Origin of the sequence: Fictibacillus iocasae, assembly GCF_042665465.1 — a bacterium.
GTDB classification, from domain to species: Bacteria; Bacillota; Bacilli; order Bacillales; family Fictibacillaceae; genus Fictibacillus; species Fictibacillus iocasae.
This window is the reverse complement of record NZ_JBHTCP010000046.1, coordinates 27,291-51,780: the sequence shown is the minus strand read 5'-3', so window position 1 is coordinate 51,780 and position 24,490 is coordinate 27,291. Positions and strand designations below refer to the sequence as shown.

26 protein-coding genes are annotated in these 24,490 nt (G+C 45.5%); 23 read left to right on the top strand and 3 right to left on the bottom strand.

Annotation, left to right across the window (positions count from 1 at the left end):
* The first annotated feature begins 27 nt into the window (after positions 1–27).
* The 10 genes from alaS to ACFQPF_RS13730 all read left to right on the top strand — a co-directional run bounded on the left by alaS (position 28) and on the right by ACFQPF_RS13730 (position 10,158).
* Entirely contained in the window at positions 28–2,664 is a 2,637-nt protein-coding gene (alaS, locus tag ACFQPF_RS13775) for an alanine--tRNA ligase (protein ID WP_379750307.1), read from the top strand.
* A gap of 86 nt (positions 2,665–2,750) precedes the next feature.
* Entirely contained in the window at positions 2,751–3,023 is a 273-nt protein-coding gene (locus ACFQPF_RS13770) for an IreB family regulatory phosphoprotein (RefSeq protein ID WP_379750306.1), read from the top strand.
* On the top strand, positions 3,023–3,445 hold the full coding sequence (ruvX, locus tag ACFQPF_RS13765) for a Holliday junction resolvase RuvX (RefSeq protein WP_379750305.1): 423 nt from the start codon (positions 3,023–3,025) through the stop codon (positions 3,443–3,445). Before ACFQPF_RS13770 ends, ruvX begins: the two co-directional genes overlap by 1 nt.
* Positions 3,446–3,461: 16 nt before the next feature.
* Entirely contained in the window at positions 3,462–3,767 is a 306-nt protein-coding gene (locus tag ACFQPF_RS13760) for a DUF1292 domain-containing protein (RefSeq protein ID WP_379750304.1), read from the top strand.
* Positions 3,768–4,243: 476 nt separating this feature from the next.
* A complete protein-coding gene (mltG, locus tag ACFQPF_RS13755; protein ID WP_379750303.1) occupies positions 4,244–5,377 on the top strand; it encodes an endolytic transglycosylase MltG in 1,134 nt (377 codons plus the stop codon).
* A gap of 239 nt (positions 5,378–5,616) precedes the next feature.
* Complete coding sequence (locus ACFQPF_RS13750; RefSeq protein ID WP_379750302.1) at positions 5,617–6,264, top strand: O-methyltransferase; 648 nt, start codon at positions 5,617–5,619, stop codon at positions 6,262–6,264.
* A gap of 37 nt (positions 6,265–6,301) precedes the next feature.
* Positions 6,302–6,937: a uridine kinase gene (gene udk / locus ACFQPF_RS13745; RefSeq protein ID WP_379750301.1), complete on the top strand. Its 636-nt coding sequence runs from the start codon at positions 6,302–6,304 to the stop codon at positions 6,935–6,937.
* A 139-nt stretch (positions 6,938–7,076) separates the two neighbouring features.
* Entirely contained in the window at positions 7,077–7,553 is a 477-nt protein-coding gene (gene greA, locus ACFQPF_RS13740; protein WP_379750300.1) for a transcription elongation factor GreA, read from the top strand.
* 126 nt (positions 7,554–7,679) lie between these two features.
* Entirely contained in the window at positions 7,680–9,431 is a 1,752-nt protein-coding gene (locus ACFQPF_RS13735) for a peptidoglycan D,D-transpeptidase FtsI family protein (protein ID WP_379750299.1), read from the top strand.
* Positions 9,432–9,534: 103 nt separating this feature from the next.
* On the top strand, positions 9,535–10,158 hold the full coding sequence (locus tag ACFQPF_RS13730) for a YrrS family protein (RefSeq protein ID WP_379750298.1): 624 nt from the start codon (positions 9,535–9,537) through the stop codon (positions 10,156–10,158).
* A 16-nt stretch (positions 10,159–10,174) separates the two neighbouring features.
* On the opposite strand, the gene ACFQPF_RS13725 is transcribed toward ACFQPF_RS13730, so the two are convergent.
* The gene (locus ACFQPF_RS13725; protein WP_379750297.1) at positions 10,175–10,396 is read right to left on the bottom strand and encodes a DUF2536 family protein; all 222 of its coding nucleotides are present in this window, start codon (positions 10,394–10,396) and stop codon (positions 10,175–10,177) included.
* A 173-nt stretch (positions 10,397–10,569) separates the two neighbouring features.
* Between ACFQPF_RS13725 and ACFQPF_RS13720 the strand changes: the two genes are divergently transcribed.
* The 10 genes from ACFQPF_RS13720 to ACFQPF_RS13675 all read left to right on the top strand — a co-directional run bounded on the left by ACFQPF_RS13720 (position 10,570) and on the right by ACFQPF_RS13675 (position 20,278).
* A complete protein-coding gene (locus tag ACFQPF_RS13720; RefSeq protein ID WP_379750296.1) occupies positions 10,570–11,208 on the top strand; it encodes a class I SAM-dependent DNA methyltransferase in 639 nt (212 codons plus the stop codon).
* An 18-nt stretch (positions 11,209–11,226) separates the two neighbouring features.
* Entirely contained in the window at positions 11,227–11,922 is a 696-nt protein-coding gene (gene mtnN, locus ACFQPF_RS13715; RefSeq protein WP_379750295.1) for a 5'-methylthioadenosine/S-adenosylhomocysteine nucleosidase, read from the top strand.
* 1 nt (position 11,923) lies between these two features.
* A complete protein-coding gene (locus tag ACFQPF_RS13710; RefSeq protein ID WP_379750294.1) occupies positions 11,924–12,391 on the top strand; it encodes an S-ribosylhomocysteine lyase in 468 nt (155 codons plus the stop codon).
* A gap of 11 nt (positions 12,392–12,402) precedes the next feature.
* Positions 12,403–13,326, top strand: a complete 924-nt coding sequence (locus tag ACFQPF_RS13705) for a PLP-dependent cysteine synthase family protein (protein WP_379750293.1) — start codon at positions 12,403–12,405, stop codon at positions 13,324–13,326.
* A 2-nt stretch (positions 13,327–13,328) separates the two neighbouring features.
* Entirely contained in the window at positions 13,329–14,462 is a 1,134-nt protein-coding gene (locus tag ACFQPF_RS13700; protein WP_379750292.1) for a bifunctional cystathionine gamma-lyase/homocysteine desulfhydrase, read from the top strand.
* 530 nt (positions 14,463–14,992) lie between these two features.
* A complete protein-coding gene (locus tag ACFQPF_RS13695; protein ID WP_379750291.1) occupies positions 14,993–15,232 on the top strand; it encodes a YrhC family protein in 240 nt (79 codons plus the stop codon).
* 97 nt (positions 15,233–15,329) lie between these two features.
* Positions 15,330–16,181: a GRP family sugar transporter gene (locus ACFQPF_RS13690; protein ID WP_379750290.1), complete on the top strand. Its 852-nt coding sequence runs from the start codon at positions 15,330–15,332 to the stop codon at positions 16,179–16,181.
* Between the two features lie 14 nt (positions 16,182–16,195).
* Positions 16,196–16,987 (top strand): glucose-1-dehydrogenase, encoded by a 792-nt coding sequence (locus ACFQPF_RS13685; RefSeq protein WP_379750289.1) that lies wholly within the window; start codon positions 16,196–16,198, stop codon positions 16,985–16,987.
* Positions 16,988–17,069: 82 nt separating this feature from the next.
* Positions 17,070–18,917, top strand: a complete 1,848-nt coding sequence (locus tag ACFQPF_RS13680) for a peptidase G2 autoproteolytic cleavage domain-containing protein (protein ID WP_379750288.1) — start codon at positions 17,070–17,072, stop codon at positions 18,915–18,917.
* A gap of 119 nt (positions 18,918–19,036) precedes the next feature.
* Complete coding sequence (locus ACFQPF_RS13675) at positions 19,037–20,278, top strand: dicarboxylate/amino acid:cation symporter (protein WP_379750287.1); 1,242 nt, start codon at positions 19,037–19,039, stop codon at positions 20,276–20,278.
* Between the two features lie 310 nt (positions 20,279–20,588).
* Here ACFQPF_RS13675 and menA read toward each other — a convergent pair whose 3' ends face one another.
* A complete protein-coding gene (gene menA, locus ACFQPF_RS13670) occupies positions 20,589–21,479 on the bottom strand; it encodes a 1,4-dihydroxy-2-naphthoate octaprenyltransferase (RefSeq protein WP_379750286.1) in 891 nt (296 codons plus the stop codon).
* A gap of 493 nt (positions 21,480–21,972) precedes the next feature.
* Here menA and ACFQPF_RS13665 point away from each other — a divergent pair, with 493 nt between their 5' ends.
* Positions 21,973–22,119, top strand: coding sequence for a YrzI family small protein (locus tag ACFQPF_RS13665; protein ID WP_379750285.1), 147 nt, complete (start codon positions 21,973–21,975; stop codon positions 22,117–22,119).
* 42 nt (positions 22,120–22,161) lie between these two features.
* Here the strand turns inward: ACFQPF_RS13665 and ACFQPF_RS13660 are convergent, their stop codons facing one another.
* Entirely contained in the window at positions 22,162–22,761 is a 600-nt protein-coding gene (locus ACFQPF_RS13660; protein ID WP_379750284.1) for a 3'-5' exonuclease, read from the bottom strand.
* Positions 22,762–22,932: 171 nt separating this feature from the next.
* On the opposite strand from ACFQPF_RS13660, the gene sigK reads away from it, so the two are divergent.
* Together sigK and ACFQPF_RS13650 are read left to right on the top strand one after the other, a co-directional pair.
* The gene (gene sigK / locus ACFQPF_RS13655) at positions 22,933–23,649 is read left to right on the top strand and encodes an RNA polymerase sporulation sigma factor SigK (RefSeq protein WP_379750283.1); all 717 of its coding nucleotides are present in this window, start codon (positions 22,933–22,935) and stop codon (positions 23,647–23,649) included.
* A 101-nt stretch (positions 23,650–23,750) separates the two neighbouring features.
* Positions 23,751–24,014 carry a small, acid-soluble spore protein, alpha/beta type gene (locus ACFQPF_RS13650; protein ID WP_379750282.1) on the top strand — a complete coding sequence of 88 codons (264 nt, stop codon included), beginning with the start codon at positions 23,751–23,753 and terminating at the stop codon, positions 24,012–24,014.
* Positions 24,015–24,490 lie beyond the last annotated feature (476 nt).

Here is a 24,490-nt window from a genome sequence, read left to right as displayed (position 1 = left end):
ATCATTTAGGACAAAGGAGAAAGAATCATGAAAAATTTATCATCCGCTCAAGTCAGACAGCTATTCCTCGATTTCTTCGAGAAAAAAGGACATAACATTGAGCCGAGTGCTTCGCTCGTGCCTTATGAAGATCCATCTCTGCTTTGGATCAACAGCGGTGTGGCAACACTGAAAAAATATTTTGACGGACGTGTCATTCCGGAAAACCCCCGCATCACAAACGCACAAAAGTCGATCCGTACGAATGATATTGAAAATGTAGGAATCACGGCCCGCCATCACACGTTCTTCGAGATGCTCGGAAACTTTTCAATCGGAGATTACTTTAAGGAAGAAGCGATTCTTTGGGCATGGGAGTTCTTGACAAGCCCAGAATGGATTGGATTTGATCCTGATAAACTATCCGTTACCATTCATCCCGAAGATAACGAGGCTTTTGACATTTGGATGGAAAAAGTCGGATTGTCTGAGGAGCGAATCATCCGGCTAGAAGGGAACTTCTGGGATATTGGTGAAGGCCCAAGCGGACCAAACACGGAAATTTTCTACGACCGCGGTGAGTCCTATGGTAACGACCCGCAGGATCCAGAGCTGTACCCAGGCGGTGAGAACGAGCGCTACCTAGAAATTTGGAACCTCGTGTTCTCACAGTTCAACCATAATCCGGACGGCACGTACACACCGCTGCCGAAGAAAAACATTGATACAGGCATGGGGCTGGAACGTATGGTGTCCGTCATCCAGGATGCACGCACAAATTTTGACACAGACCTGTTCATGCCGATCATTCAAGCGACAGAAAAGCTTTCAGGAGCGGAATACGGAATGGATGGGGAAAAGGACACAGCGTTCAAAGTAATCGCTGACCATATCCGCACCGTTTCCTTTGCAGTAGGTGACAATGCACTGCCTTCGAACGAAGGACGAGGCTATATCCTTCGCAGACTGATTCGCCGTGCCATCCGTTTCGCGAAGAAAATTAACCTTCATCGTCCGTTCATGTACGAGCTCGTTCCCGTTGTGGCGGAGATCATGAGGGACTTCTATCCAGAAGTGACAGAAAAAGTGCCGTTCATTCAAAAAGTGGTGAAAAATGAAGAAGAGCGCTTCCATGAAACGATTAACGATGGACTTGCGATTTTAGAGGAAGTGATCGCTTCTGAACGAAAAAAGGGCAGCACGGTCATTTCAGGTGCAGATGCTTTTAAACTGTATGACACGTTCGGCTTCCCGATTGAACTTACAGAAGAGTACGCGCAAGAACACGAAATGACAGTTGACATCGACGGTTTCGGCAAAGAGATGGAAGCACAGCGTGAACGCGCTCGATCAGCGCGCCAGGATGTCGGGAGCATGCAGGTGCAAGCTGGCGTTCTAAGCGAAGTAACAGCCGTAAGTGAGTTTGTTGGATATGAGTCACTAACCTCACAAGGGGAAATCCTAGAAGTGTTCCAGAACGGCGAGAGGGCAGAAATGGTGCAAGAAGGCGACGAGGCGCAGATTATGTTAAGCCAGACACCTTTTTACGCAGAAAGCGGCGGCCAGATTGCAGACCAAGGAACGATATCAAACGAAAGCTTGACGCTGTTCGTTAAGGATGTACAAAAAGCGCCAAACGGCCAGAACCTTCACAGCGTGATCGTGAAAAAAGGCGTACTTGAAAAAGGTGCAGCTGTTTCATCAGAAGTTGACGCGAAAACAAGAGCTTCCGTAATCAAGAACCATACAGCAACTCATCTTCTTCACCAAGCATTGAAAGATGTTTTAGGCACCCACGTTAATCAGGCAGGATCGCTCGTGCAAGCAGGACGCCTGCGCTTTGATTTCTCACACTTCGGCTCGATCTCATCAGAAGAGCTAGAAGAGATCGAAACGATTGTAAACGAAAAAATCTGGCAGAACATCACGGTAGACAAGATGCTTAAGCCGATCGCTGAAGCCAAGGAAATGGGAGCGATGGCACTTTTCGGAGAGAAATACGGTGACATCGTGCGTGTGGTCAAAGTGGGAGATTACAGCCTGGAACTTTGCGGAGGATGCCACGTGAACAATACGGCTGAAATCGGCTTATTCAAGATTGTTGCAGAGTCTGGCATCGGTGCTGGAACACGCAGGATCGAAGCGGTAACAGGCCAAGGGGCATACCGTGTCATGAAAGAACAGATTCAGCTGTTAAAGGATACCGCTTCATTGCTCAAGTCTAACTTGAAAGATGTGCCGCAAAAAGTAGAGTCACTTCAAATTCAGCTGAAAGATGCTCAAAGAGAGAAAGAATCCCTTGCATCCAAGCTTGGCAGCATGGAAGCAGGAAGTTTGCTTGATGCAAAAACGGAGATTAACGGTGTTTCCGTTATCGCGAAAAAAGTGAACGCTGCTGATATGAACGCATTGCGTGCTATAGTGGATGACCTGAAAAACAAACTTGAAAGCGGAATTGTAATTCTAGGTGCGGTTAATAATGAAAAAGTGAACATTGTGGCTGGTGTGACGAAAGATTTGATCAATCAGGGACATCATGCAGGAAATCTAGTGAAGATCGTTGCGACAGAGTGCGGAGGCGGAGGCGGAGGCCGTCCGGACATGGCTCAGGCAGGCGGAAAAGACCCGAAAAAGCTGGAAGCGGCTCTACAATCTGCAGTCGAAATGATCAAAACCGTTTCCTAACACAACACTATTAAGGTACAATAAAGAAAATCAGGCTTCCTGATGAAGGAATGTTGATGGAGAGCTTAGGGAAGAGGTGCTGGCTAATGAGTTCTATGGACAAGACGATGAAATTCAGCTTTAATGATGATTCGTACGACGCAAACGTGGAAAATGTCTTGTTTTCTGTTTATGATGCATTGCAGGAAAAAGGATACAATCCGATTAACCAGATCGTCGGCTACTTGCTGTCAGGTGATCCTGCCTATATTCCGCGTCATAATGATGCCAGATCCAAGATCCGCAAACTCGAGCGGGACGAGCTTATTGAAGAGCTTGTCAAATCTTATTTATCGAGGAAAAAAGAGGGGTCCCTTTAATGCCAAGAACGATGGGGCTTGATGTCGGCACAAAAACGGTCGGCGTCGCTCTAAGTGATGAACTAGGATGGACAGCACAAGGCGTGGAGACAGTAAGACGCCGCCCTGGCCGTCCTGACGATGAGGTGTTTGAACGTCTCAAAGAGATTGCCGATCAAAACGATGTGACGGCCATTGTGGTCGGACTGCCAAAGAACATGAACGGCAGCATCGGTCCGAGCGGAGAAGCCTGCCAGCTTTTTGCAAAGGAAACAGAAGAAAAGCTGAAGCTTCCAGTCAAGATGTGGGACGAGCGTCTGACAACTGCAGCAGCGGAGCGTACTCTCATCTCAGCAGACGTCAGCCGCAAGAAAAGAAAGAGCGTTATCGATAAAATGGCTGCAGCACTCATACTGCAAGGCTATCTCGATAGCGTAAAATAATCTAGAGGTGATACACATGGCAAAAGAAGAACGCGAACGCATTATTATTCCAGACGAGAACGGTGACGAAAACCTGTTTGAAGTCCTGTTTAAATTTGATGTTGATTCTACTGGAAAGTCTTACATGGTCACGATTCCAGTTGCAAGCTCCGAAGAAGAAGAAGACAGCGACGAAGTAGAAGTTTTCCCTTTCCGTTACGAAGAAAATGAAGACGAAGACGATCTTGCCCTATTCCCGCTTGAAACAGACGAAGAGTGGGAAATCGTTGAAGAAATGCTTAACACCTTCGACGACGAAGACTTCGGAAAAGAACAATCATAATGAACAAAAGCCGGGCGAATGCTCCGGCTTTTTATTTTAGGCCACTTCGCAGCTTTTAAGTATTCGTAGAAGGAGTTGATTTCCGTTTCAGGCACACACATTCCGCGGGGCGGGAGGTGAGCCCTTTCGTCGCTACGCCATTGTAAGGTCTCATCTTCCCACTCGTCCCGCAGGATAAGGAAAGTTGTGTAACTAGACATCGCACGAAGAAAAAGTGAACTTCTTTTTCGAGGAGTCGGCGTATTTTCACATCAACTTTATCAATGAAAATCAAGATGAAAAAGAAAAAACTGAAGATGCTAAAACCTTTCTGCTTTTCGCTGACACCACGCGGAAAGCTTGCGTCTGAAACGATGTTTGCTTAAGCTCCTTTAAACAAATAGATACAATACAACCCAAAGGCTGTAATTCATTACTTTTTATGTGAACAAAAGTAAGAATATAGTATACTAATGGGAGCGAAGGAGGAGACAGGATTGCTCCATTTACATACGTCCACAATCAGTGGGCCGCAAAACGAAAAGAAAAAAAAATCAGTCAAAAAAATTATTCTAGGTGTTGTTTTTATACTGCTGCTCCTTATAGCTGGATTGGCAATCGGCCTATATTTTTATGGCAAAAGCTTGCTGCAGCCTGCAGACCCGGACAGCACGAAAGACGTATCGATTGTTATTCCGATCGGTTCTTCCACTAAAGAGATCAGCCAGACATTAGAAGAGAAAGGGCTGATTAAAAACGCAAGCTTCTTTCACCTGTATGCCCGCATTAAAAATGAAAGCAACTTTCAGGCAGGCTCCTACAGCTTAAATCCATCCATGGACTTAAAGCAGATCATTAGCGCGCTGAAGGAAGGCAAGCTCTTTAAAAAGCCGGGCTTTACCATTACAATTCCTGAAGGCTGGAATGTTCCTGAAACGGCTTCTCACATTGCAGAAAAGACAGGCATGAAAAAAGAAGATGTGCTTAAGTTGATGTCAGATCCGTCATTCCTTGCTGAACTGGAGAAAAAGAATACAGTGCTCGGTAAGGACATTTATAAAAAAGACCTGTACTACCCGCTAGAAGGCTATCTTTTCCCTGCAACCTATGAATTTGAGGAAAAAAAGCCGGATCCTAAGGTCATTATTGAAACAATGGTGGAAAAGGCGGATGAAGTGATTGGGAAATACAGTACTGAAATGGAAAAGACTTCTTACACCCCCTTTCAGATCGTGACACTTGCCTCCCTTATTGAAGAAGAATCACAGCGTGATGAAGACCGTGGAAAGATATCAGGAGTTTTTTATAACAGACTTTCAAAAGATATGAGACTCGATTCCGATCCGACCGTTAAATACGCGAGGAAAGACTTCTCCGTGCAAGTGCTTTATAAGGACCTAGAATTTGCTTCTCCTTATAACACGTACTTTGTTAAAGGCATTCCTGTCGGGCCCATCTCCTCACCCGGAGAAGAATCCATCAAGGCGGCCCTTAACCCGATAAAAATGGATGCTCTGTTCTTTTACGCCCGTCCTAACGGCGAAGTGATCTATACCAAAACACTTGCCGAACATAACGCTGTATACAAGAAATACCGCGATGAATGGGATAAATGGAACGAAAAGAAATAAAATGAGGGCTGTTTGTCATGCAAATGCATGGCTAACAGCCTTTTATCGTACTCAGAAGTGATAACTTTTTAACAATGAAGGAGATCGACGCAGTCAAAAAGTTAACGAACATCGTATAAGGTCAATGAGGACTGACTGAATGGCTTGGCGTCAGCCAAGTTTTCTTCTTCAAAAAAGAGAGAGCATAAACAGCGCGTTTTGTGTTACAATATACCGGTTAAGTAAAGGGGGATCTCGTTTTGGTCTCAAATGAACAGCAAGAACAATATATCAGCAGCCTCATTCTTCCTCGGCCATCACTCATTGAAGAAATGGAACAGTATGCGAAAAAGAATGATGTGCCAATTATGGAGCTAGTAGGGATAGAATCATTGCTGCAGCTGCTTAGAGTCAAGCAGCCAAAGTCGATTCTTGAAGTAGGCACCGCGATCGGATATTCAAGCATAAGAATGGCTGATGCCCTGCCTGAAACACGCATTGTAACGATTGAAAAGGACGAAGAGCGATATACTACGGCGATTGAAAATATAAAAAAAGCTGGCCTTGCTCATAGAATCACCGCAGTTTTAGGCGATGCCAACGAACTGCATGATGATATAAAGCAGCACGGACCGTTTGATGTAATTTTTATTGATGCGGCGAAAGGACAGTATCAAAAGTTTTTTGATGCGTATACGGAGATGCTCAGCAGTAAAGGAATGGTCATTACCGATAACGTCATGTTCCGTGGGTATGTTGCGGACGAAGAGGGCCTTGAAAGCAGGCGGCTCCGTTCTTTAGTTAAAAAAATAAGAGCTTTCAACGAGTACATCATGAACCACGATGGCTTCCATTCATCCCTTCTTCCTATAGGTGACGGTATGATGGTCAGCATCAAAAGAAATTAAAGTAAAAGGCTTCAAGTGTTTGGAAGGAGAAAGAAACATGGGAAAGAAACCAATTGTTATCGGAGTTGCCGGAGGATCGGGTTCAGGGAAAACAACTGTAGCGAAGGAAATCTACCGCCAGTTTGCTGACCAGTCTATTTTGATCATCGAGCAAGACTCTTATTATAAAGATCAATCAGAAAAGTCGATGGATGAACGGTTAAACACAAATTACGACCATCCTCTTGCTTTCGACAATGACCTGTTGATTCAGCACATTCATGACCTTCAGCAATATCAGGCGATCGAAAAACCGGTATACGACTATACAGCGCATACAAGAAGTGATAAAATTATTCCAGTTGATGCTAAAGATGTCATTATATTGGAAGGTATTCTCATCCTTGAAGACGAACGCCTTCGTGATTTGATGGACATTAAAGTGTTTGTTGACACCGATGCTGACGTCCGCATCATCCGCCGTTTGGTGCGCGACATGCGTGACAGAGGAAGGACACTGGATTCGGTCATTGATCAATATATTTCGGTCGTCCGCCCGATGCATAATCAGTTCATCGAACCGACAAAGCGTTATGCTGACATCATCATCCCAGAAGGCGGCCAGAATCGTGTAGCCATTGATCTCATGGTCACAAAGATCGGGACCATCCTTGAGGAGAAGTCTTTGATTTAATGAATGAGGGTAATACGAATGGACAATCCGACCCTGACATTCTAATATGGGGATAGGATGTCCATTTTGTATACATATCGTTTTGGAATGGTAAATATAACGTATTAAGGTACTGAATAACAGAAGGAGTGAACGAATAATGTCAGATGAGAAAAAGCATTATATGACCCAAGAAGGGAAGCAAAAGCTTGAAAACGAGCTTGAATATTTAAAAACGGAAAAGCGCAAAGAAGTCGTTGAGCGCATTAAAGTTGCACGCAGCTTCGGTGACCTTTCCGAGAACTCTGAGTATGATGCGGCTAAAGACGAACAGGCATTTGTAGAAGCGCGCATTGCACAGCTTGAAAAAATGGTCCGCAATGCCGTGATCATCGAAGACAACAAAGACACTTCCGGAACCGTTTCCATTGGTAAATCGGTGCGTTTCCTAGAGCTGCCTGATGGCGATGAAGAAACATACATGATCGTCGGAAGCGCAGAAGCCGATCCATTTGAAGGGAAAATTTCAAATGACTCTCCTATGGCGAAAAGCCTGCTTGGCAAAAAAGCTGGAGATGAAGTTTCTGTACACACCCCGGGCGGAGATATTAGCGTCCGAATTTTAGAAGTTAAATAAAGGATGATTAGCCCCATTTGCCAATCCGCGAATGGGGCTTTTTTTTGTTCACACGTTTGATCAAGGTGAACGCTTACCGTTTATAAGGGTCACTCACCGGACAAGATGGTGGTAGAGGTGAGGACCGTGGAAAGACGTATTAAATCAACCGGTTTTGCTATGATGATGCTGATTGTTCTGCTGATTGTCCGGCTCGCGCAAATCCAGTTATTTTCGGCAGACTCGTTTTCTGAGCAGAATGTAAATTTAATAGAAGAAAGTGTGAAGCAGCGCACACACAGCTTCACCTTTCATGATGGGCGAGGCTTGCTGCTGGATAATGCGGGAAACAGTTTGTCAGCCGATAAGCGGCTGTCTATCGTACTTTTTCCTTTTCTAAAAAATAATAAAGAAACCATACGAAAGCTGAGCGGGTTTCTGCAGATAGAAGAGCACGAGATCACAAGACAGCTTCATAAAGCTAAAAAGCCATTTACACTGAAGATGGAACGTTCCATCTCATTGGAAGAAATGAAAACGGTGAACTCATGGAAAGTGGAAGGGCTTTATGCACAATGGGTAAGTTTGAGAAAGCCGCAAACGTTCGCCAATCATTTTATTGGAGCAGTCGGTGAGGATGTAAGCCTGCTGAAAAAGAGATATGGAGATAAGTGGGAGAAAGGAACGATCAGCCGATCGACGAGAACCGGGAAGAACGGTCTTCAGGCTGCTTTTGACCCGTTTTTAATTTCTGAAGGCGAATCGCAGTACGTGTATCACGTTGACCGGTCAGGTTCGCCCCTTTTCGGACTTGATGTGAAGCTTCGAACACCAGATAATCCCCTTTATCCACTGCAGGTGAAAACGACGCTTAACAGCCGTCTGCAGAAAATAGCTGAAGACAGCATCTCGGACGCGGGAATCAATAACGGCGGAGCGGTGCTTCTGGATGTGAAAACAAACAGTGTGCTGGCGATGGTTTCACGTCCAGTGTTCACCCCCGAGAGTGTGTTTGAGCCAGACTTTCAAAACCAGATGCTTAAGCTTCACTCTCCTGGTTCTGTATTCAAGATCGTTACCGCTGCGGCTGCGATTGAGAAGAATATTGGATTAGCGCAGCACTTTGACTGCAGCCAATCTATTTATGGAAAGCGAGCGGAAAGAGAGCTGGGGAGGTTAGATTTACTGAAAAGCTTTTCGCAAAGCTGCAATTCTGCGTTTGGATTACTGGCTCAACAGGTAATGAAAGAAGACCCATTATATTTTGAAAATTTTTCTCGAAAACTTGGATTGACACCGACAGCAGGCTGGACGGATGATGTGTACCACTATAAAGAATTTCGTCACTTTCCAGAAGAAGAAGCTGGACAAATCTGGGGAAATCTTGACAAACAGGATAAAAGCTCGCGGCTTGCCATTTCTCAGACGGCAATCGGACAGCTAAACGTCAAAGTCACTCCTCTTGCTGTTTCAAGCATGATGGCTTCCATCGCAAGAGGAGGTCCAGTCATTGAAGCAAAGGGAGCTGATGCAGTCCTCTATTCTGATGGGGCTGAGCTCGTCCGCTTCTCTCAACAGTCACATGAAGACGATAAGCTTTCATCCTATACGTACATGCAGCTGCAGAATATGCTGAGGCATGTTGTAACGGATGAAGACGGAACAGGGCATGCACTCGCTGGTCTGCCTTATGCGGTCGCCGGCAAATCAGGCACGGCAGAAAGAGAAGCGAAGAAGGATGACGTTAAATGGTTCGCCGGTTATTTTCCAGCTCAGGCTCCCCAATACGTGCTTGTTGTGGTGGACTTAAAGCATAGCAGGGAAAACAAGGTCCTCGAGGCATATGGCTCAATCGTCCGCGGTGCCTATCGGCTTGATCAAGAAAGCATTCCCCGTTAAAAATATGGATACGGTGGACGAAAAAGGGTCATGTTTTGCCGAATTGTATAGGCGTGTTAAAATAGATAAAATAGAAGCGCCATTTGTATAGAGGAGGAAAACAATGGACCGTAACAAAAGATATCAGACGCGGACAGAGAAAAGGAAACAGAACCGCTTTTTAAATATTGCCATAGGAATTGTGGCTGTCCTTATTCTTATCATTACAGGCGATTTGCTGTTCGGAAGTGATGAAAAGGAGAAAGAGGGGTTGTTTGTCTCAGAAAATAAGACGAAAAATGAGAACGTAAAAAATAATGATGATAAAGCCGCTATCGAGAAGGAAAGCGGCGAAGAACAAGAAGCAGCCGAGAATGAAAAAGCAGAAGATAATACGGCAGAAGAGAAGCCTGAAGAAGAACAGAAGCCTGAAGAAGAGCAAGAACCGGAGCAAGCTGAAGGCGGTGGGCCAGATGGGCCATGGGAGCCAATCGGTACAACGCAAAGCGAACCTCATCAAAAAACGTACGATGATGCTTCTCAAGACTGGAAAGAAATGACGGCGGCCCTTTCTTATGCGACGGCCATACCTGCGGAAGACATGACGATTCTCTGGCTGGGGAACGGCGGCAGTGAAGATACTTCTGTCGGACGAGTTCAGTCAAAGTCAAAAGGCACGAAATATGAAGTGATGCTGCAATGGGTTCCGGAAAAAGGATGGAAGCCGACGAGTGTCACCCCTAACTAAAGAAACACGCCTTGATTCATTGAGAATCAGGCGTGTTTTTTGCTTTAAAGTGGATCAGGGCACTATATAATAGAACCCCTTTTGGAGACGGTGTCACGTGATGTGAAACATGGTGCACCTCTAGCATCAGTGCTTTATTGATGTCGATCAGATCGTTCACTTTTTTCTCCAGCTCTTTAAGTGAGGAAGCTTCTGCGGATTCTACTTTGTCATGTATCAGTTCTGTGATAAACACCATTTTTTCACCTCCTATTCATCGTGGACGCTGTTCATTATTATATAGCATTTCTGCCATTTTTTTGAGGCTTGTAAAATTGAATTGGTGTTGATTTTATGATAAATTGGAACATGTAACGTTTTAATTCATAGTATAACGATAGGAATTATATAAATTATATTGGAGTGAATACAATGGGCAGGGAATTTATTGATCTTTTTGACGAGTGGGCTTCTTCTTATGACGATACGGTTTCAGGGCATGATGTTGAATATAAAGAGGTATTTGATCAATATGAAGTGATACTAGATACCGTTGCCGCGAAATCTTCAGGCAATGTGCTCGAGTTCGGCGTTGGTACCGGCAACCTGACAGAAAAGCTGCGAGGCAAAGGTCTATCCGTTTTTGGAATTGAGCCTTCGACTGAAATGAGAAAGAAAACTGAAGCTCGTTTTCCCGATCTGACCCTTTTTGACGGTGATTTCTTAAGCTTCCCTAAAATTGACGCGCCGATCAGCACGATCGTCAGCACATACGCGTTTCACCATTTAACTGATGAGGAAAAAGATAAAGCGATCGAGCTTTATAGCCAGCTGCTCGAACAAAATGGTAAGATTGTATTTGCAGATACAGCGTACCTTCATGATGAAGACCGCAAGAGCCGCCATGCGATCGTCCAAGAACAAGGGTTCATGAATTTACTCAAAGACCTTCAGACAGAATATTATACGACACTAGAGGTCCTTCGGAGCCTGTTCACGAAGCATGGATTTTCTGTATCGTTCACAAAAATGAACGAATACGTGTGGCTGATGGAAGCTGTAAAAAAATAATATTGGAGATTTGACACGATGAAAATTGGCATTATCGGAGCAATGGAAGAAGAAGTCGTTATTTTGCGAGACCAGATGGAACAGCCGGTAGAACAAATGATTGCCGGCTGTGAGTTCCATAGCGGCTTGCTGCACGGAAAAGAAGTTGTACTTTTAAAGTCAGGCATCGGAAAAGTAAACGCGGCGATCGGTACGACTTTGATGATTCAGCTCTATGCACCAGATGTGATCATCAACACAGGATCAGCCGGAGGATTTGAATCTTCGCTTAACGTAGGAGACGTGGTTATTTCCACAGACGTGACACATCATGATGCAGATGCGACAATTTTCGGCTACGCATACGGCCAGATTCCGCAGATGCCAGCGTCTTACACGCCAGATGCCTCTTTAGTAGCAGCGGCTGAAAGAGCGGCACTGAAAATTGAAGGCATCCAAGTGGCAAAAGGGCTCATCGCATCAGGAGATTCTTTCATGAGCGACCATGAGCGCGTTGACTTTATCCGGTCTAAGTTTCCAGAGCTGTTCGCTGCTGAGATGGAAGCAGCGGCGATCGCACAAGTATGCTATCAGTTCAAAAAGCCTTTCGTGATCATCCGTTCACTGTCAGACATCGCAGGCAAGGATGCTCGCCTATCGTATGACCAGTTCTTAGTAACCGCGTCAAAAAACTCTGCTGAACTCGTTCAGCGGATCCTAGAGGAGCTGAATTAACATGACAAAGAAAATGAATGTAGAAAGCTTTAACCTTGATCATACCAAAGTAGCTGCACCTTATATCCGCTTAGCGGGAACAACAACAGGCAAAAACGGAGACGTCATCCATAAGTATGACATCCGCTTCACGCAGCCTAACAAAGAGCATATGCCGATGGACGGGCTTCATTCGATCGAGCACTTGATGGCCGAAAACATCCGCAACCACCATGCATCTGTCGTGGACATCAGCCCAATGGGTTGCCAGACAGGTTTTTACCTTTCTGTGATCAACCATGACAATTATGATGAAATTTTGGATGTACTAGAGAAAACATTAAACGATGTGCTTAAAGCAGAAGAAGTGCCGGCGTGCAACGAGATACAGTGCGGATGGGCTGCCAATCACAGCTTAGAAGGCGCAAAAGAAATCGCGAAAAACATGCTAGCCAAGCGCGGCGAATGGCACGTTGTCTTTGCTGAGTAGGGAGGACAAGTATGGCTGTATACCGCAATGTGCATGAGCTTGTCGGCAACACGCCGCTTTTGGAAATCACGCAATTCGATTTGAAGCGGGGAGTCAGACTCTTCGCCAAACTCGAGTTCATGAATCCTGGCGGAAGCGTCAAAGACCGTCTCGGTCAGGAACTGCTTGATGAAGCGTTCCGCACCGGGAAATTAGCGGAAGGCGGGACGGTAATCGAGCCGACCGCCGGCAATACGGGAATCGGTGTGGCGCTCGCTGCGATCAACCGCGGCATTTCCGTCATTTTCGTCGTTCCAGAAAAATTCAGCGTTGAAAAGCAAGAGCTCATGAAGGCGCTAGGCGCAAAAATCATCAACACGCCGACCGCGCTTGGCATCAAAGGCGCGATTGAAAAGACAAAAGAACTGCTCGCTGAAATCCCAGGTTCGTATACTCCCGCACAGTTCTCGAACCCTGCCAATCCATTGACCTATTACAAGACACTTGGTCCGGAAATCTGGGCTGACCTTGATGGTAAGGTCGATGTTTTCGTCGCAGGTGCGGGAACAGGCGGAACGTTCATGGGAACAGCGAACTTTTTAAAAGAAAAAAATCCAGATGTGAAGACGGTCATCGTCGAGCCTGAGGGTTCGATTCTTAACGGCGGAGAATCCGGTCCGCATAAAACAGAAGGCATTGGCATGGAATTTTTACCGGAGTATATGAACAAAGAGCATTTTAACGCGATCCATACTGTGATGGACACAGATGCGTTCGCACGTGTGAAAGAGCTGGCAGCAAAAGAGGGGCTTCTTGTTGGAAGTTCATCAGGAGCGGCACTGCACGCGGCTCTTCTTGAAGCTGAGAATGCACCAGACGGCTCGACAATCGTCACGGTGTTTCCAGACAGCTCAGAACGGTATTTAAGCAAGAAAATTTATGAGGGAGGAATGTGACCATGAAACGCAAAACAAAGCTCATCCACGGCGGGATCCCGTCAGATGCTACAACGGGAGCGGTATCCTTCCCGATCTATCAGGTAAGCACGTACAAACAGGAGGAAGTCGGCGTTCATAAAGGCTTTGAGTATTCCCGTACGGGGAACCCGACACGTCATGCATTAGAAGAACTGATCAAAGACTTAGAGGGCGGCAAGCGCGGCTTCGCTTTCGGGTCAGGAATGGCGGCAATTACTGCTGTTATGATGCTCTTTAACGCTGGAGATCATGTTATCTTAACAGACGACGTATACGGTGGCACATACCGTGTGATGACGAAGGTGCTTAACCGCCTTGGCATCGAGTCAACGTTCGTTGACACAACAGACTTGAACGAAGTGGAAAAAGCACTTCAGCCGAACACGAAAGCTCTATACGTGGAAACACCGACGAACCCGCTATTGAAGGTAACGGATATCGAAGCAGCAGCACAGTGGGCGAAATCAAAAAATCTCTTATTTGTAGTCGATAACACGTTCAACACGCCTTATTGGCAGACGCCGATCGAGCTTGGAGCGGATATCGTCCTTCACTCGGCGACAAAATACATCGGCGGCCACAGTGACGTTGTCGCAGGTCTAGTGGTTGTGAACGACGACAAACTCGGCGAAGAGTTTCATTTTGTTCAGAACTCAACAGGCGGCGTTCTTGGACCGCAGGATTCTTGGCTGCTGATGCGCGGAATCAAGACACTCGGCCTTCGTATGGAAGCACATGAAAGCAGCACAAAGAAAATCGTTGAATTTTTGAACGACCATCCGGCAGTCGGAAAGATTTATTATCCAGGACTTGAAACGCACCCGCAGCATGATATCGCGAAAAAACAATCTGGCGGTTTCGGTGGCATGGTCTCGTTTGATGTCGGAAGTGCGGAAAAAGCGGATCAGATGCTGAAGAAGGTGAAATACTTCACGCTAGCAGAAAGTCTTGGTGCGGTTGAGAGCTTGATCTCTGTTCCTGCCCGCATGACGCACGCCTCTATACCAGCAGAACGTCGTGCTGAACTCGGGATTGTCGATGGTTTAGTTCGTATTTCAGTCGGTATTGAAGATGTTGAGGACCTAATTGAAGATTTAAGAAACGCATTGTCTTAAGTTATATCGTTTTAATGAGGACGTTCCTCCGTTGAGGGGCGTCCTTTTGTGATTTAAGCTGGATTTTTTGTGATGTTAAGCAGGTACTTTTGGACCCGTTTTATTTTGTTTGCAGCTCTCGAAGGTTTATGTTTATTTGTGAATCTGGCATACTTATTTGCAGATCTTAACTGTTTTTTTGCATGTTTAAAAATCTATTTGCATCACTAAAAAAGCCTCTTTCTTTATTTGCGTCGCACCTCCTTTATTTTCATAAAACCCCTTTTATTAGCAACTGAACATCCAAAAGTACCTAAGCTTGGTGTATATGTGTTACAGGTGAATGTATTCACATTTTCCTGCTAACATGAGAGACAACGCAGCAAGAATTCAAACGCAAGAAAATATGATGTTTCGCGGAATCATCAAATACCCTAACAATTATAGCAAAAAAGCTCATTGTGCTGTTTGTCACAAAGTTGTAAACATTTGCTTGCTAGGCCGCCTGCTTCAGTATGTTAGTGTATAAGTAGGGGTTAGGAGGTATAGACATGACACAAAATGAAAAGAATGTGATTCAGCAAAAGGTTGCCGATTATCAGCGTTTTGGCATCATTTTATTAAGCTTAAGCGCCTTTCTTTATTTAGGTCTTGTTCTTCCTATGGAAGGAAGAGACACGATGGATTCCATTTTTCTCGGACTGTCCACATTGTCACTGCTAGCGATTACTTCGGTTATGTATTTCTCGGCAAAAAAATATAAAGAAATTCTTCGTGACGCCGAAGAATAAGGGTTTTTCAGACACCGCAAAGGGCTTGCTCTTTGCGGTGTTTCTTTTTGTGCTTTAAGGGAAACCTATTGTCAACTGTCATTAAAGGAGCTGCATCATGGGAATCATACTTGCATTAGTTACCGCTGTCTGCTGGGGGAGCATCGTACTTCTTAGCGAAAAACTGGGAGGTGACGAGCACAGCCAGACGCTCGGCATGACATTTGGCGCTCTTATTTTCGCTGTTGTGGCCTATTTTATTACACAGCCGAAGCTCGACAGCGAAACGTTCGCAGTCGGACTCGTATCCGGTCTGTTCTGGGTGATTGGACAACGCAACCAGTTTGCGAGTGTCGATCATCTTGGTGTCTCCAAGATCGTGCCATTATCTACCGGCATGCAGCTTTTTGGGACGACGCTTTTCGGTGTACTTATATTTAAAGAATGGGAAACGAGCAGAGAGATTCTAATCGGTGTCATCTCGATCGCAGCCATTATAGCTGGTGCAGTGTTCACGTCACTTAAAGATAAGAATGAACAAGGTAAAGACAGCAATTATAAAAAAGGTCTGACGGTCCTGCTCGTGTCTACTGTCGGATTTGTAGGCTATGTGATCTTGATCAGATGGTTCGAGATTGACGGCTGGAAGGCTATACTCCCACAAGCGATCGGCATGCTGCTTGGTGGTATGATGTTGTCTCTCGGCCATTCTGCCTGGAACAAGTTTGCGGTACGTAACATCCTCACTGGATTTTTATGGAGCACAGGAAACATCACGCTGCTGCTGAGTCTGCCGATGATTGGTGTCGCGACGAGCTTTTCACTTTCCCAGACAGGCATCGTGATCTCAACGCTTGGCGGAATTTTTATATTAAAAGAAAAGAAGTCAAAAAGGCAAAAGCTGTTCATCATAATCGGGCTCGTCCTAATCGTAGCAGGCGGTGTCTTGCTTGGATATACGAAAAAATAAAGGGAGCGAATTACATGTATAAAGATCTTTCTGGCAAGACCGTCATTATCACAGGAGCGGCAACCGGGTTAGGTAAGGCATGTGCGCTTCGTTTCGGCAGTGAAGGAGCGAACGTCGTCATAAACTTTCATAGCGAGAAACAAGAAAACGTTGTACAGGAAATGGTCAATGAGATAAAAGATCTTGGCGGAGTTGCAATCGGTGTACGAGGTGATGTAACACAAGAAGAAGATATTAAAGCGCTCGTCGAAGAAGCGGTGGACTCTTTTGGACAACTTGACGTGATGATCAACAATGCGGGGATAGAGAACGAAGTGCCTTCACATGAACTTACACTCGATGACTGGAATAAGGTCATTTCAACGAACCTGACCGGACAATTTTTAGGATGCAGAGAATCTATTGCCTACTTTCTAAAAAACGAGATTCAAGGAAGCATCATTAACATGTCGAGCGTTCATGAAATCATCCCATGGCCGCATTTTGTTCATTATGCAGCGAGCAAGGGCGGTATCAAGCTGATGACGCAGACGCTCGCACTTGAATATGCACCAAAAAAAATCCGAATCAACTCCATTGCACCCGGAGCGATCAACACACCAATCAACGCAGAAAAATTTAAAGACGAGAAAAAGAAAAAAGGTGTTATCGATCTGATTCCAATGGGCTATATCGGGAAGCCGGAAGAAATCGCGGCGGCTGCAGCGTGGCTCGCGTCGAGTGAAGCGAGCTATGTAACGGGTCTTACGCTGATCGCGGATGGCGGGATGACACTGTATTCAGGGTTTCAAGCGGGGAAGGGATAACCTTCTCTTTTCTTATTTCTGTCATGAATTAAGCCCTGTCTTGAATAAAGTGAGGTGATGATGTATGTAGGGGGGTGCGAATATGGCAGATGAATGTAATCGGGCTGAAACAGGAGGCTGTTCAGAAGCGGAAGGATCGAATACCACTTCGAGCGGTTTCGCTTCGCATGCGGAAGGATCGGGAACGACGGCGGGCGGATTCGCTTCGCATGCTGAGGGAGTTCAAACAAGTGCTAACTTTGGCGCTTCGCATGCCGAAGGAAATTTGACAGTTGCAAACGAGGGAGCAGCACATGCGGAAGGGTTTCAAACAACAGCAAATGGCTATGCGTCGCATGCTGAAAGATATAGTACAAAGGCGGACGGTCCAGCTGCCCACTCAGAAGGTGGAGGAACAATCGCTGGCGGCAGATACTCTCATTCAGAAGGCAATAGCACATCTAGTTCGGGAGAGGCTTCCCATGCTGAGGGGGAATTCAGTTCGGCTAGCGGGAGAGCATCCCATGCAGAAGGCGGAGGTTTTGATCAGATTGGAAACACGGCGCCTAACGTGGCGAGTGGAGATGGCTCTCACGCAGAAGGAATAGGCACAACGGCCAGCGGTTTCGCTGCACATGCCGAAGGGGGAACGTTGAATTTCAACACTTTACCCGGACCCCAAGCAACAGGTGATTTTTCACATGCAGAAGGCGTTACGACTACTGCAAGTGGATTGGCTGCACATGCAGAGGGATTGGGAAATACAGCAAGCGGTGATGCTTCCCATACAGAAGGCGGATATCGAGATCTTAATGGATTTCCAGCTTTTAATAGTGCAACAGGGGACAGCTCCCATGCAGAAGGAATTGGTACCATTGCGAGCGGTATTGGTTCACACGCAGAAGGTGGAACGCCGGATATCACACAATTGTCAGGACCTCAAGCGTTAGGAACCTTTTCGCATGCAGAAGGAATGGGTACCATTGCGAGTGGTATTGCCGCACATGCTGAAGGCGGATATTCTTTATTTTTAAGAGGTCCTCGCGCTTTGGGAGATTTTTCACATGCAGAGGGTGAGTCTACCGTAGCTAGCGGAGATGGTTCACATGCAGAAGGTTTCGATACTGAAGCAAGCGGTTTTGCTGCACATGCAGAAGGGAATTTGACCGAAGCAAGCGGAGCTAGTTCGCATGCAGAAGGTTTTGTCACAATAGCATCTGGAATAGTATCGCACGCAGAAGGGTCTCAAACGAGTACCGCGGGCTTTGAAGGAGCTCATATTATGGGACAATTCGGTTCGGCTACAGAAGCTTACTCTTGGTTTATTGCTAATGGAACAAGTGTAACCCCAGGTCTTGGAGCGAAATGGCTTGCATCGGATGGAAATATGTATGTTGATGGCACGTTTGTTCCAGGCGGAGCGGATTATGCCGAAATGTTTGAAACACTGGACGGTCAATCGATAGAACCGGGATATTTTGTGACGGCAGACGGGGAGAAAGTACGGAAAGCAAACTCAGCAGATTCCTATATTCTCGGGATTATCAGTGCCACTTCAAGTTTAATAGGTGACAGCCAGGAGATGAAATGGCATGGCCAATTTTTGCAAGATGAGTGGGGCCGAGTTGTAAAAGAAGAAGTCACATTGCCAGCGGAAAAGGTTCAAAAAGGGAGAGAGATCATACCAGAACGAAAAGCGTTTGCTCGTGTCCTTAATCCTGATTATAATCCTGATCAAACATACATCCCCCGGAGATTAAGATCAGAATGCGTGAACGTAGGCCTTCTCGGCAAACTTCTATTGCGTGACGATGGAACATGCGAGGTGAACGGCTATTGCAGACCGAATGATGAAGGTGTCGCCACTTCTTCTGATAAAGGCTACCGTGTATTGAAACGGACCGGTCTATATCAGATTCTCGTATTCTTCCATGGCAGCAGTAAATTATAATTTTCACGTACCGCAGTCGTTACCTAGTCTGCGGTTTTCCTTTTTTAACAAACGATCGAATTATTTTGGTAGAATAGGAAATGTCATACATACAATGAGTGATAATAAAGGAGAATGTTATGAAACAATTATTTAAAACGTACCGCTTCTCTCTTCTGCTGCTCGCGGCCATCGTAGGCGGGGCGCTGTTAGGATGGGGGATGGGCGAGGACGCGGCTAAGCTGAAGCCACTTGGTGACTTGTTCTTGAACCTTATGTTTACGGTCGTGATTCCGCTCGTGTTCTTCTCAATCAGTTCGGCGATCGCTTCGATGGGCAGCGCCAAACGATTTGGCCGTATTTTAGGTAGCATGCTAGGCGTGTTCTTGTTTACCGGCATCATCACAGCTGTTGTGACGATGGCGGCGGTCAAAGTGTTCGATCCGTCGGAAGGTGTCAAAATCAAGCTTGTGAAGCCGGAAGAAACAGGAGAAGCGGTAAGCATAGCGGACCAGATTACAGCGACACTTACAGTTCCTGATTTTATGGAGTTGTTCAGCCGATCAAACATGCTCGCTCTTATCGTTTTCTCGGTACTCGTCGGACTAGCTGCATCGATGGCTGGGGAGAAAGGAAGGCCGTTCTCGGTGTTTCTCCAAGCGGGTTCTGAAGTGATGATGAAGCTTGTGAAAATTATCATGTACTATGCGCCGATTGGATTGGGTGCTTATTTTGCCGCATTGATCGGAGAATTCGGACCAACATTAATCGGTTCTTATTTAAAAGCCGTGTTGTTTTATTATCCGCTCGCCATTTTATATTTTGTCGTGTTCTTCACGCTATACGCGATGCTTGCGAATGGCAAAAAAGGCGTTTCTCTATTCTGGCGCAACATGCTGCAGCCGTCGATCACGTCGGTTGCCACTTGCTCGAGTGCAGCATCAATTCCTGTTAACTTGGATGCCTCGAAAAAGATGGGCGTGCCGGATGATATCAGCGAGACAACGATCCCGCTCGGTGCCACACTTCATAAAGACGGTTCGGTTATGGGCGGTGTGCTGAAGATCACGTTCTTGTTCGGTGTGTTTGATATGAACTTCTCAGGTTTTAACACGTATCTGCTCGTGGGGTTAACGGCGATTCTGGTCGGCATGGTGATGGGTGCGATTCCGCAAGGCGGGATGATCGGCGAGATGCTGATCCTTTCATTATTTGGCTTTCCGCCAGAGGCGCTACCGGTTATTGCGGCGATCAGCACGATCATCGATCCTCCGGCAACATTGTTAAATGCGACAGGTGATAACGTTGCCAGCATGATGACAGCTCGTCTTGTAGAAGGCAAACGCTGGGTAACCGAAAATGTGATAAAGCAGTCGGCATAAAAAAAAGGAAAGAGGCGCTTCTGTTCTACACGGGTGCGTCTCTTTTTCAATGTGGATGACAAAAGACAAGGGTGTTATGATAAATGGAAATGAATTGGAGGACAATGGATGGAAAAGTTTATGATTATTTTATTTGTTTTTATACTAGTATTGTGCATTAGTGCCGTTATGAATGTCATGTTAAAAATGACTTCGAAGAGAGACTGGGTCATTTCTCTTTTACTAAGTTTCGGGCTATCGTTTCTTATAACGAGCCTTTTAAACGCATAAATAAACAGCCGTTGAACCGGCTGTTTATTTAAGATGAAAGTTAAATTTGCACGCCAATCAATGTTCCGATGCAAAGCAGCACGCCGAACGAGAGGTGAAGCATGGCTGTGAGTCCAAGCACACCATTCAGCTTTTCCGGCTCCCATGTTGAGGATACAATGTTGATCGCTTTTACGGCGATAGGCAGTGTTAGTGCGGCAATTAAACTCCAATAGGGCAATAATAATTCTGCAACAAGTAGAGCGAGCGCCACATACGCCCCGATCATTAAGAAGTAATACTCGAAGCGGGCCCATTTTTTTCCGATCAAGCCAGCGATTGTAATCTTGTTGATTTTTTTATCGGTCTCCAAATCGCGCAGGTTGTTACCGTGTAAGATTGCCATAACCAAGAACGCGTTCGGCAGTGCGGCAAGTGCCACGTCAAAACTCATCATGTGTGTTTGAGTAAAATACGAGCCGACGACCGCAAGTATCCCGAGCATCGAGCCTGACGCAATTTCGCCAAGACCGTTATATGCAAGCGCAAAGCGAGTGGCCGTGTAGAAATAGCCGACAAGCAGTGCCGGGATACCCATGTACAGAATTTCAAGCCCTGCTAGTGCGGTTAAATAAAGACCTGAGACGATGCTGATAGCAAAAAAGACGAGGCCGGTCACATACACTTGGCGCGGTGTCATCTCTCCGCGGTCGATAACGCCGGACGGACTTAACGAACCAGGAAGGTCTGCGCCTTTTTTGTGGTCAAAATAGTCGTTTACAAGGTTTGTTCCGCATTGCAGGCTTACCGCACCCAGCAAAGTTAAAAACAACACGAAGTAGCTGATGTCAATCCACTGAGAAGCAAGGATCGTTCCAAACAGCACAGGTATAATTGAGGCCGTTAACGAAATCGGCCGCGTAGAGTAATAAATGACTTTAGGATGAAGCATGTTGTTACCTCCCTTTCACGTATATTATAGTCAAAGTATGTGAAAGTGTACACATTCTTAATTTTAAGTGAAATTGGGTGTCATTCTTTGAATTGAGCTGCATACAATGAACAAGTAAGGAAAAAGAAGTTTACAAACATTCCATTTATGGGTATAATTGGAATGGAGTATAATAATGAACGAAGGAGGCCGTTTAACATGTTGATCTTAGCTGAAGCGAACCAACTAAATAAGAGTAACCCATCGGTCTTCTGTGGATGCAGTACGTCTTTTTAATGTGTTAAAAAGCGCCGCAGGCTGATGCCCTGCGGCTTTTTTGTGTCTTCATACAGCAAACGCCGCATGGATTTTCCTGCGGCGTTTTTTATATATCTTAGAAAAGAAAGGGAGGTTTTAGCGATGTTAATCAGCATTGCACTTTTACAATGGCTCACACTGGAGAAAGATACGGCATGAATGAAAAAAACAGAACAATCAAGGGAGAGATAAGAACATGTTTACACTGAATTTATTATTTGTTTCCATTACCGTTTCATTTAAGAAAAATGAGATGACATACAGCGAGTACAATGACCAGAAGCGGATCAAAAGCTTGTATGAAAATATGAAAGAAAAAACAAACCGCATATCCATGTTCTAAAAAAAAGCCGGTCTCCAAGTTTGAAGGAGCCGGCTTTATCTGTTATTTTACTTTCACTTTTTTTCCCCGTGCGGGTGTGTATCCGTTGCTATGTATTCTGCCTAAAGTCATGTTCAGCTGTGAGTGCAGCTGGTCAAAGTCCATCGTGTTCGTGTGTTGGAAGCAGTTCAGCATCACATGTGCCGCTACCTTGGCATCTTCTAACGCGTCATGATGCTGAAAAGGAATCTGCAGCTGATTGGCCAGTATGTTCAAACGGTGGCTGCCAAGCTCCGGCCAGACAGAACGGGCGGCGATTAAGCTGCACGAATAGTCCAGTGTGGGCGAGTCGATGTTGTAATCAGCGAACGCATGCCGTAGAACACTCATGTCAAAGCTTGCGTTATGGGCAATGATGATGTTTTTTTGAAAAGAAGGTGCAACCTGTTCCCATACTTCATCAAACTCAGGACTGTCCATCACATCCTCTTTCGTGATTCCGTGAATGGTCGTATGAAACGGATCAAACCAATTGTTCTTCGGCTTGATCAGGGAATAAAAGCTGTCGGTGATCTCACCTTTTTCAACGGTTACAAGGCCGATGGCGCATGCGCTGCCCCTTGTTTTGTTAGCTGTCTCAAAGTCTAAAGCAATAAAATCCATAACTCACCCCGGTCGTTTAAAATTGTTGCATAAATTATAACACCACAAACAAAGTGGAGCATCTTTATCGGCACATTCCATTGCTCTATAGAAATTAATACATGTACAGACACCTGCCAAGCCCAGCATCGCATACAAATAAGGAGATGAACTTTCACTGGAGGTGCGACCATGTCAGGGATGCTTGCTGTACTATCGTATTTTTTTAAAGAGCTCATGTTCTTCGTATCGTATGTAAAAAACAACGCCTTCCCGCAGCCGCTATCAGAGAACGATGAAAAAAAATATCTAAAGGAAATGGCAGAAGGCGATGAACACGCCCGGAGCCTGCTCATCGAACATAACCTGCGCTTGGTTGCTCACATTTGTAAAAAGTTTGAAAATACAGGTGAAGACACGGAAGATCTGATCTCCATCGGCACCATCGGGTTGATTAAGGCAATCGAAAGCTATTCTCGCGGCAAAGGGACGAAGCTGGCGACATATGCGGCACGGTGTATCGAGAACGAAATTCTTATGCATTTAAGGGCACTGAAAAAGACAAAAAAAGACGTGTCGCTGCATGACCCGATCGGGACGGATAAAGAAGGAAACGAAATCACTTTGATCGACGTTCTGAAAGCGGATACCGAAGACGTGGCAGATGCGATTCAGCTGAAGATGCAGAAGAAAAAGATTTACGATTATATCCACGTGCTCGATGACCGAGAGAAAGAAGTGATCGTCGGCCGATTCGGACTTGATCTAAAAAAAGAAAAAACACAGCGCGAGATCGCCAAAATGCTCGGCATCTCCAGAAGCTATGTGTCACGAATTGAAAAACGCGCGTTGATGAAACTATTTCATGAATTCTACCGCAGCCGCCAGCAGGGAGAAAAGAATAAATAATGATTGCAGCACCTTCTCATTGGTTGAGGAGGTGCTTATTTCATGAAATCAATAAACGCGGAGAACATATAAGAAAGGCTGAAAAATGGAGGAGTGGCAATATGGCTAAAAGACGAAGACCAATCGTTCCAGAAGCGAGGGATGCGCTGGATCGCTTTAAAGCAGAAGTGATGAAGAACGCGGGTTATAATGTGGACCTGTCGAATCCAAACACGGTGAAATATGAGGTAGCGAAGGATGCAGGCATTCCGTTGAAGGATGATGGGAATGGCGGCTTGACAGCAAAAGAGGCAGGCATCATAGGAGGCGAGATCGGCGGACGGATGGTAAGAGAGCTGATCCGACGGGCGAAAGAGAACTTGTAGACAGGTTTAACAGCTGATTAGACAGGGCATGAAGGATAAAGAGAGTTCTATCAAGAAGTAGTGGGAGAATGAAATAGTCGGCGAGGGGGGAACGAAGTGGAAAATACCGTTATGTATGTTTCGTTTGTGGTGATGCTGGCTTATTTTTGTTATATTTCCGTTGTGGAATAATGGAATGAACGTGAAACGCCTCTGATGAGTCAGGGGCGTTTTGCTGTTTGTTTGGCACACTCGGGCGGTTATGAAACGTACTGGACCCTTTAATTACCCAAGTGTAATTAAAGGCTATTTTGCAGAGATTGATGCTTTAAAATATTGAAATTGCAAACAAATACATGATGGATTGCCTCTGTGGAGTAAACACGATACTTAAGCACCTGTCTATGAGGAGGGCTTACAACTTAATATAGAATGGTTCGTACCCACTCAGTTATCTAAACCATCTTTGAATGCTTCATTCGGAGTGAAAGGTGCCG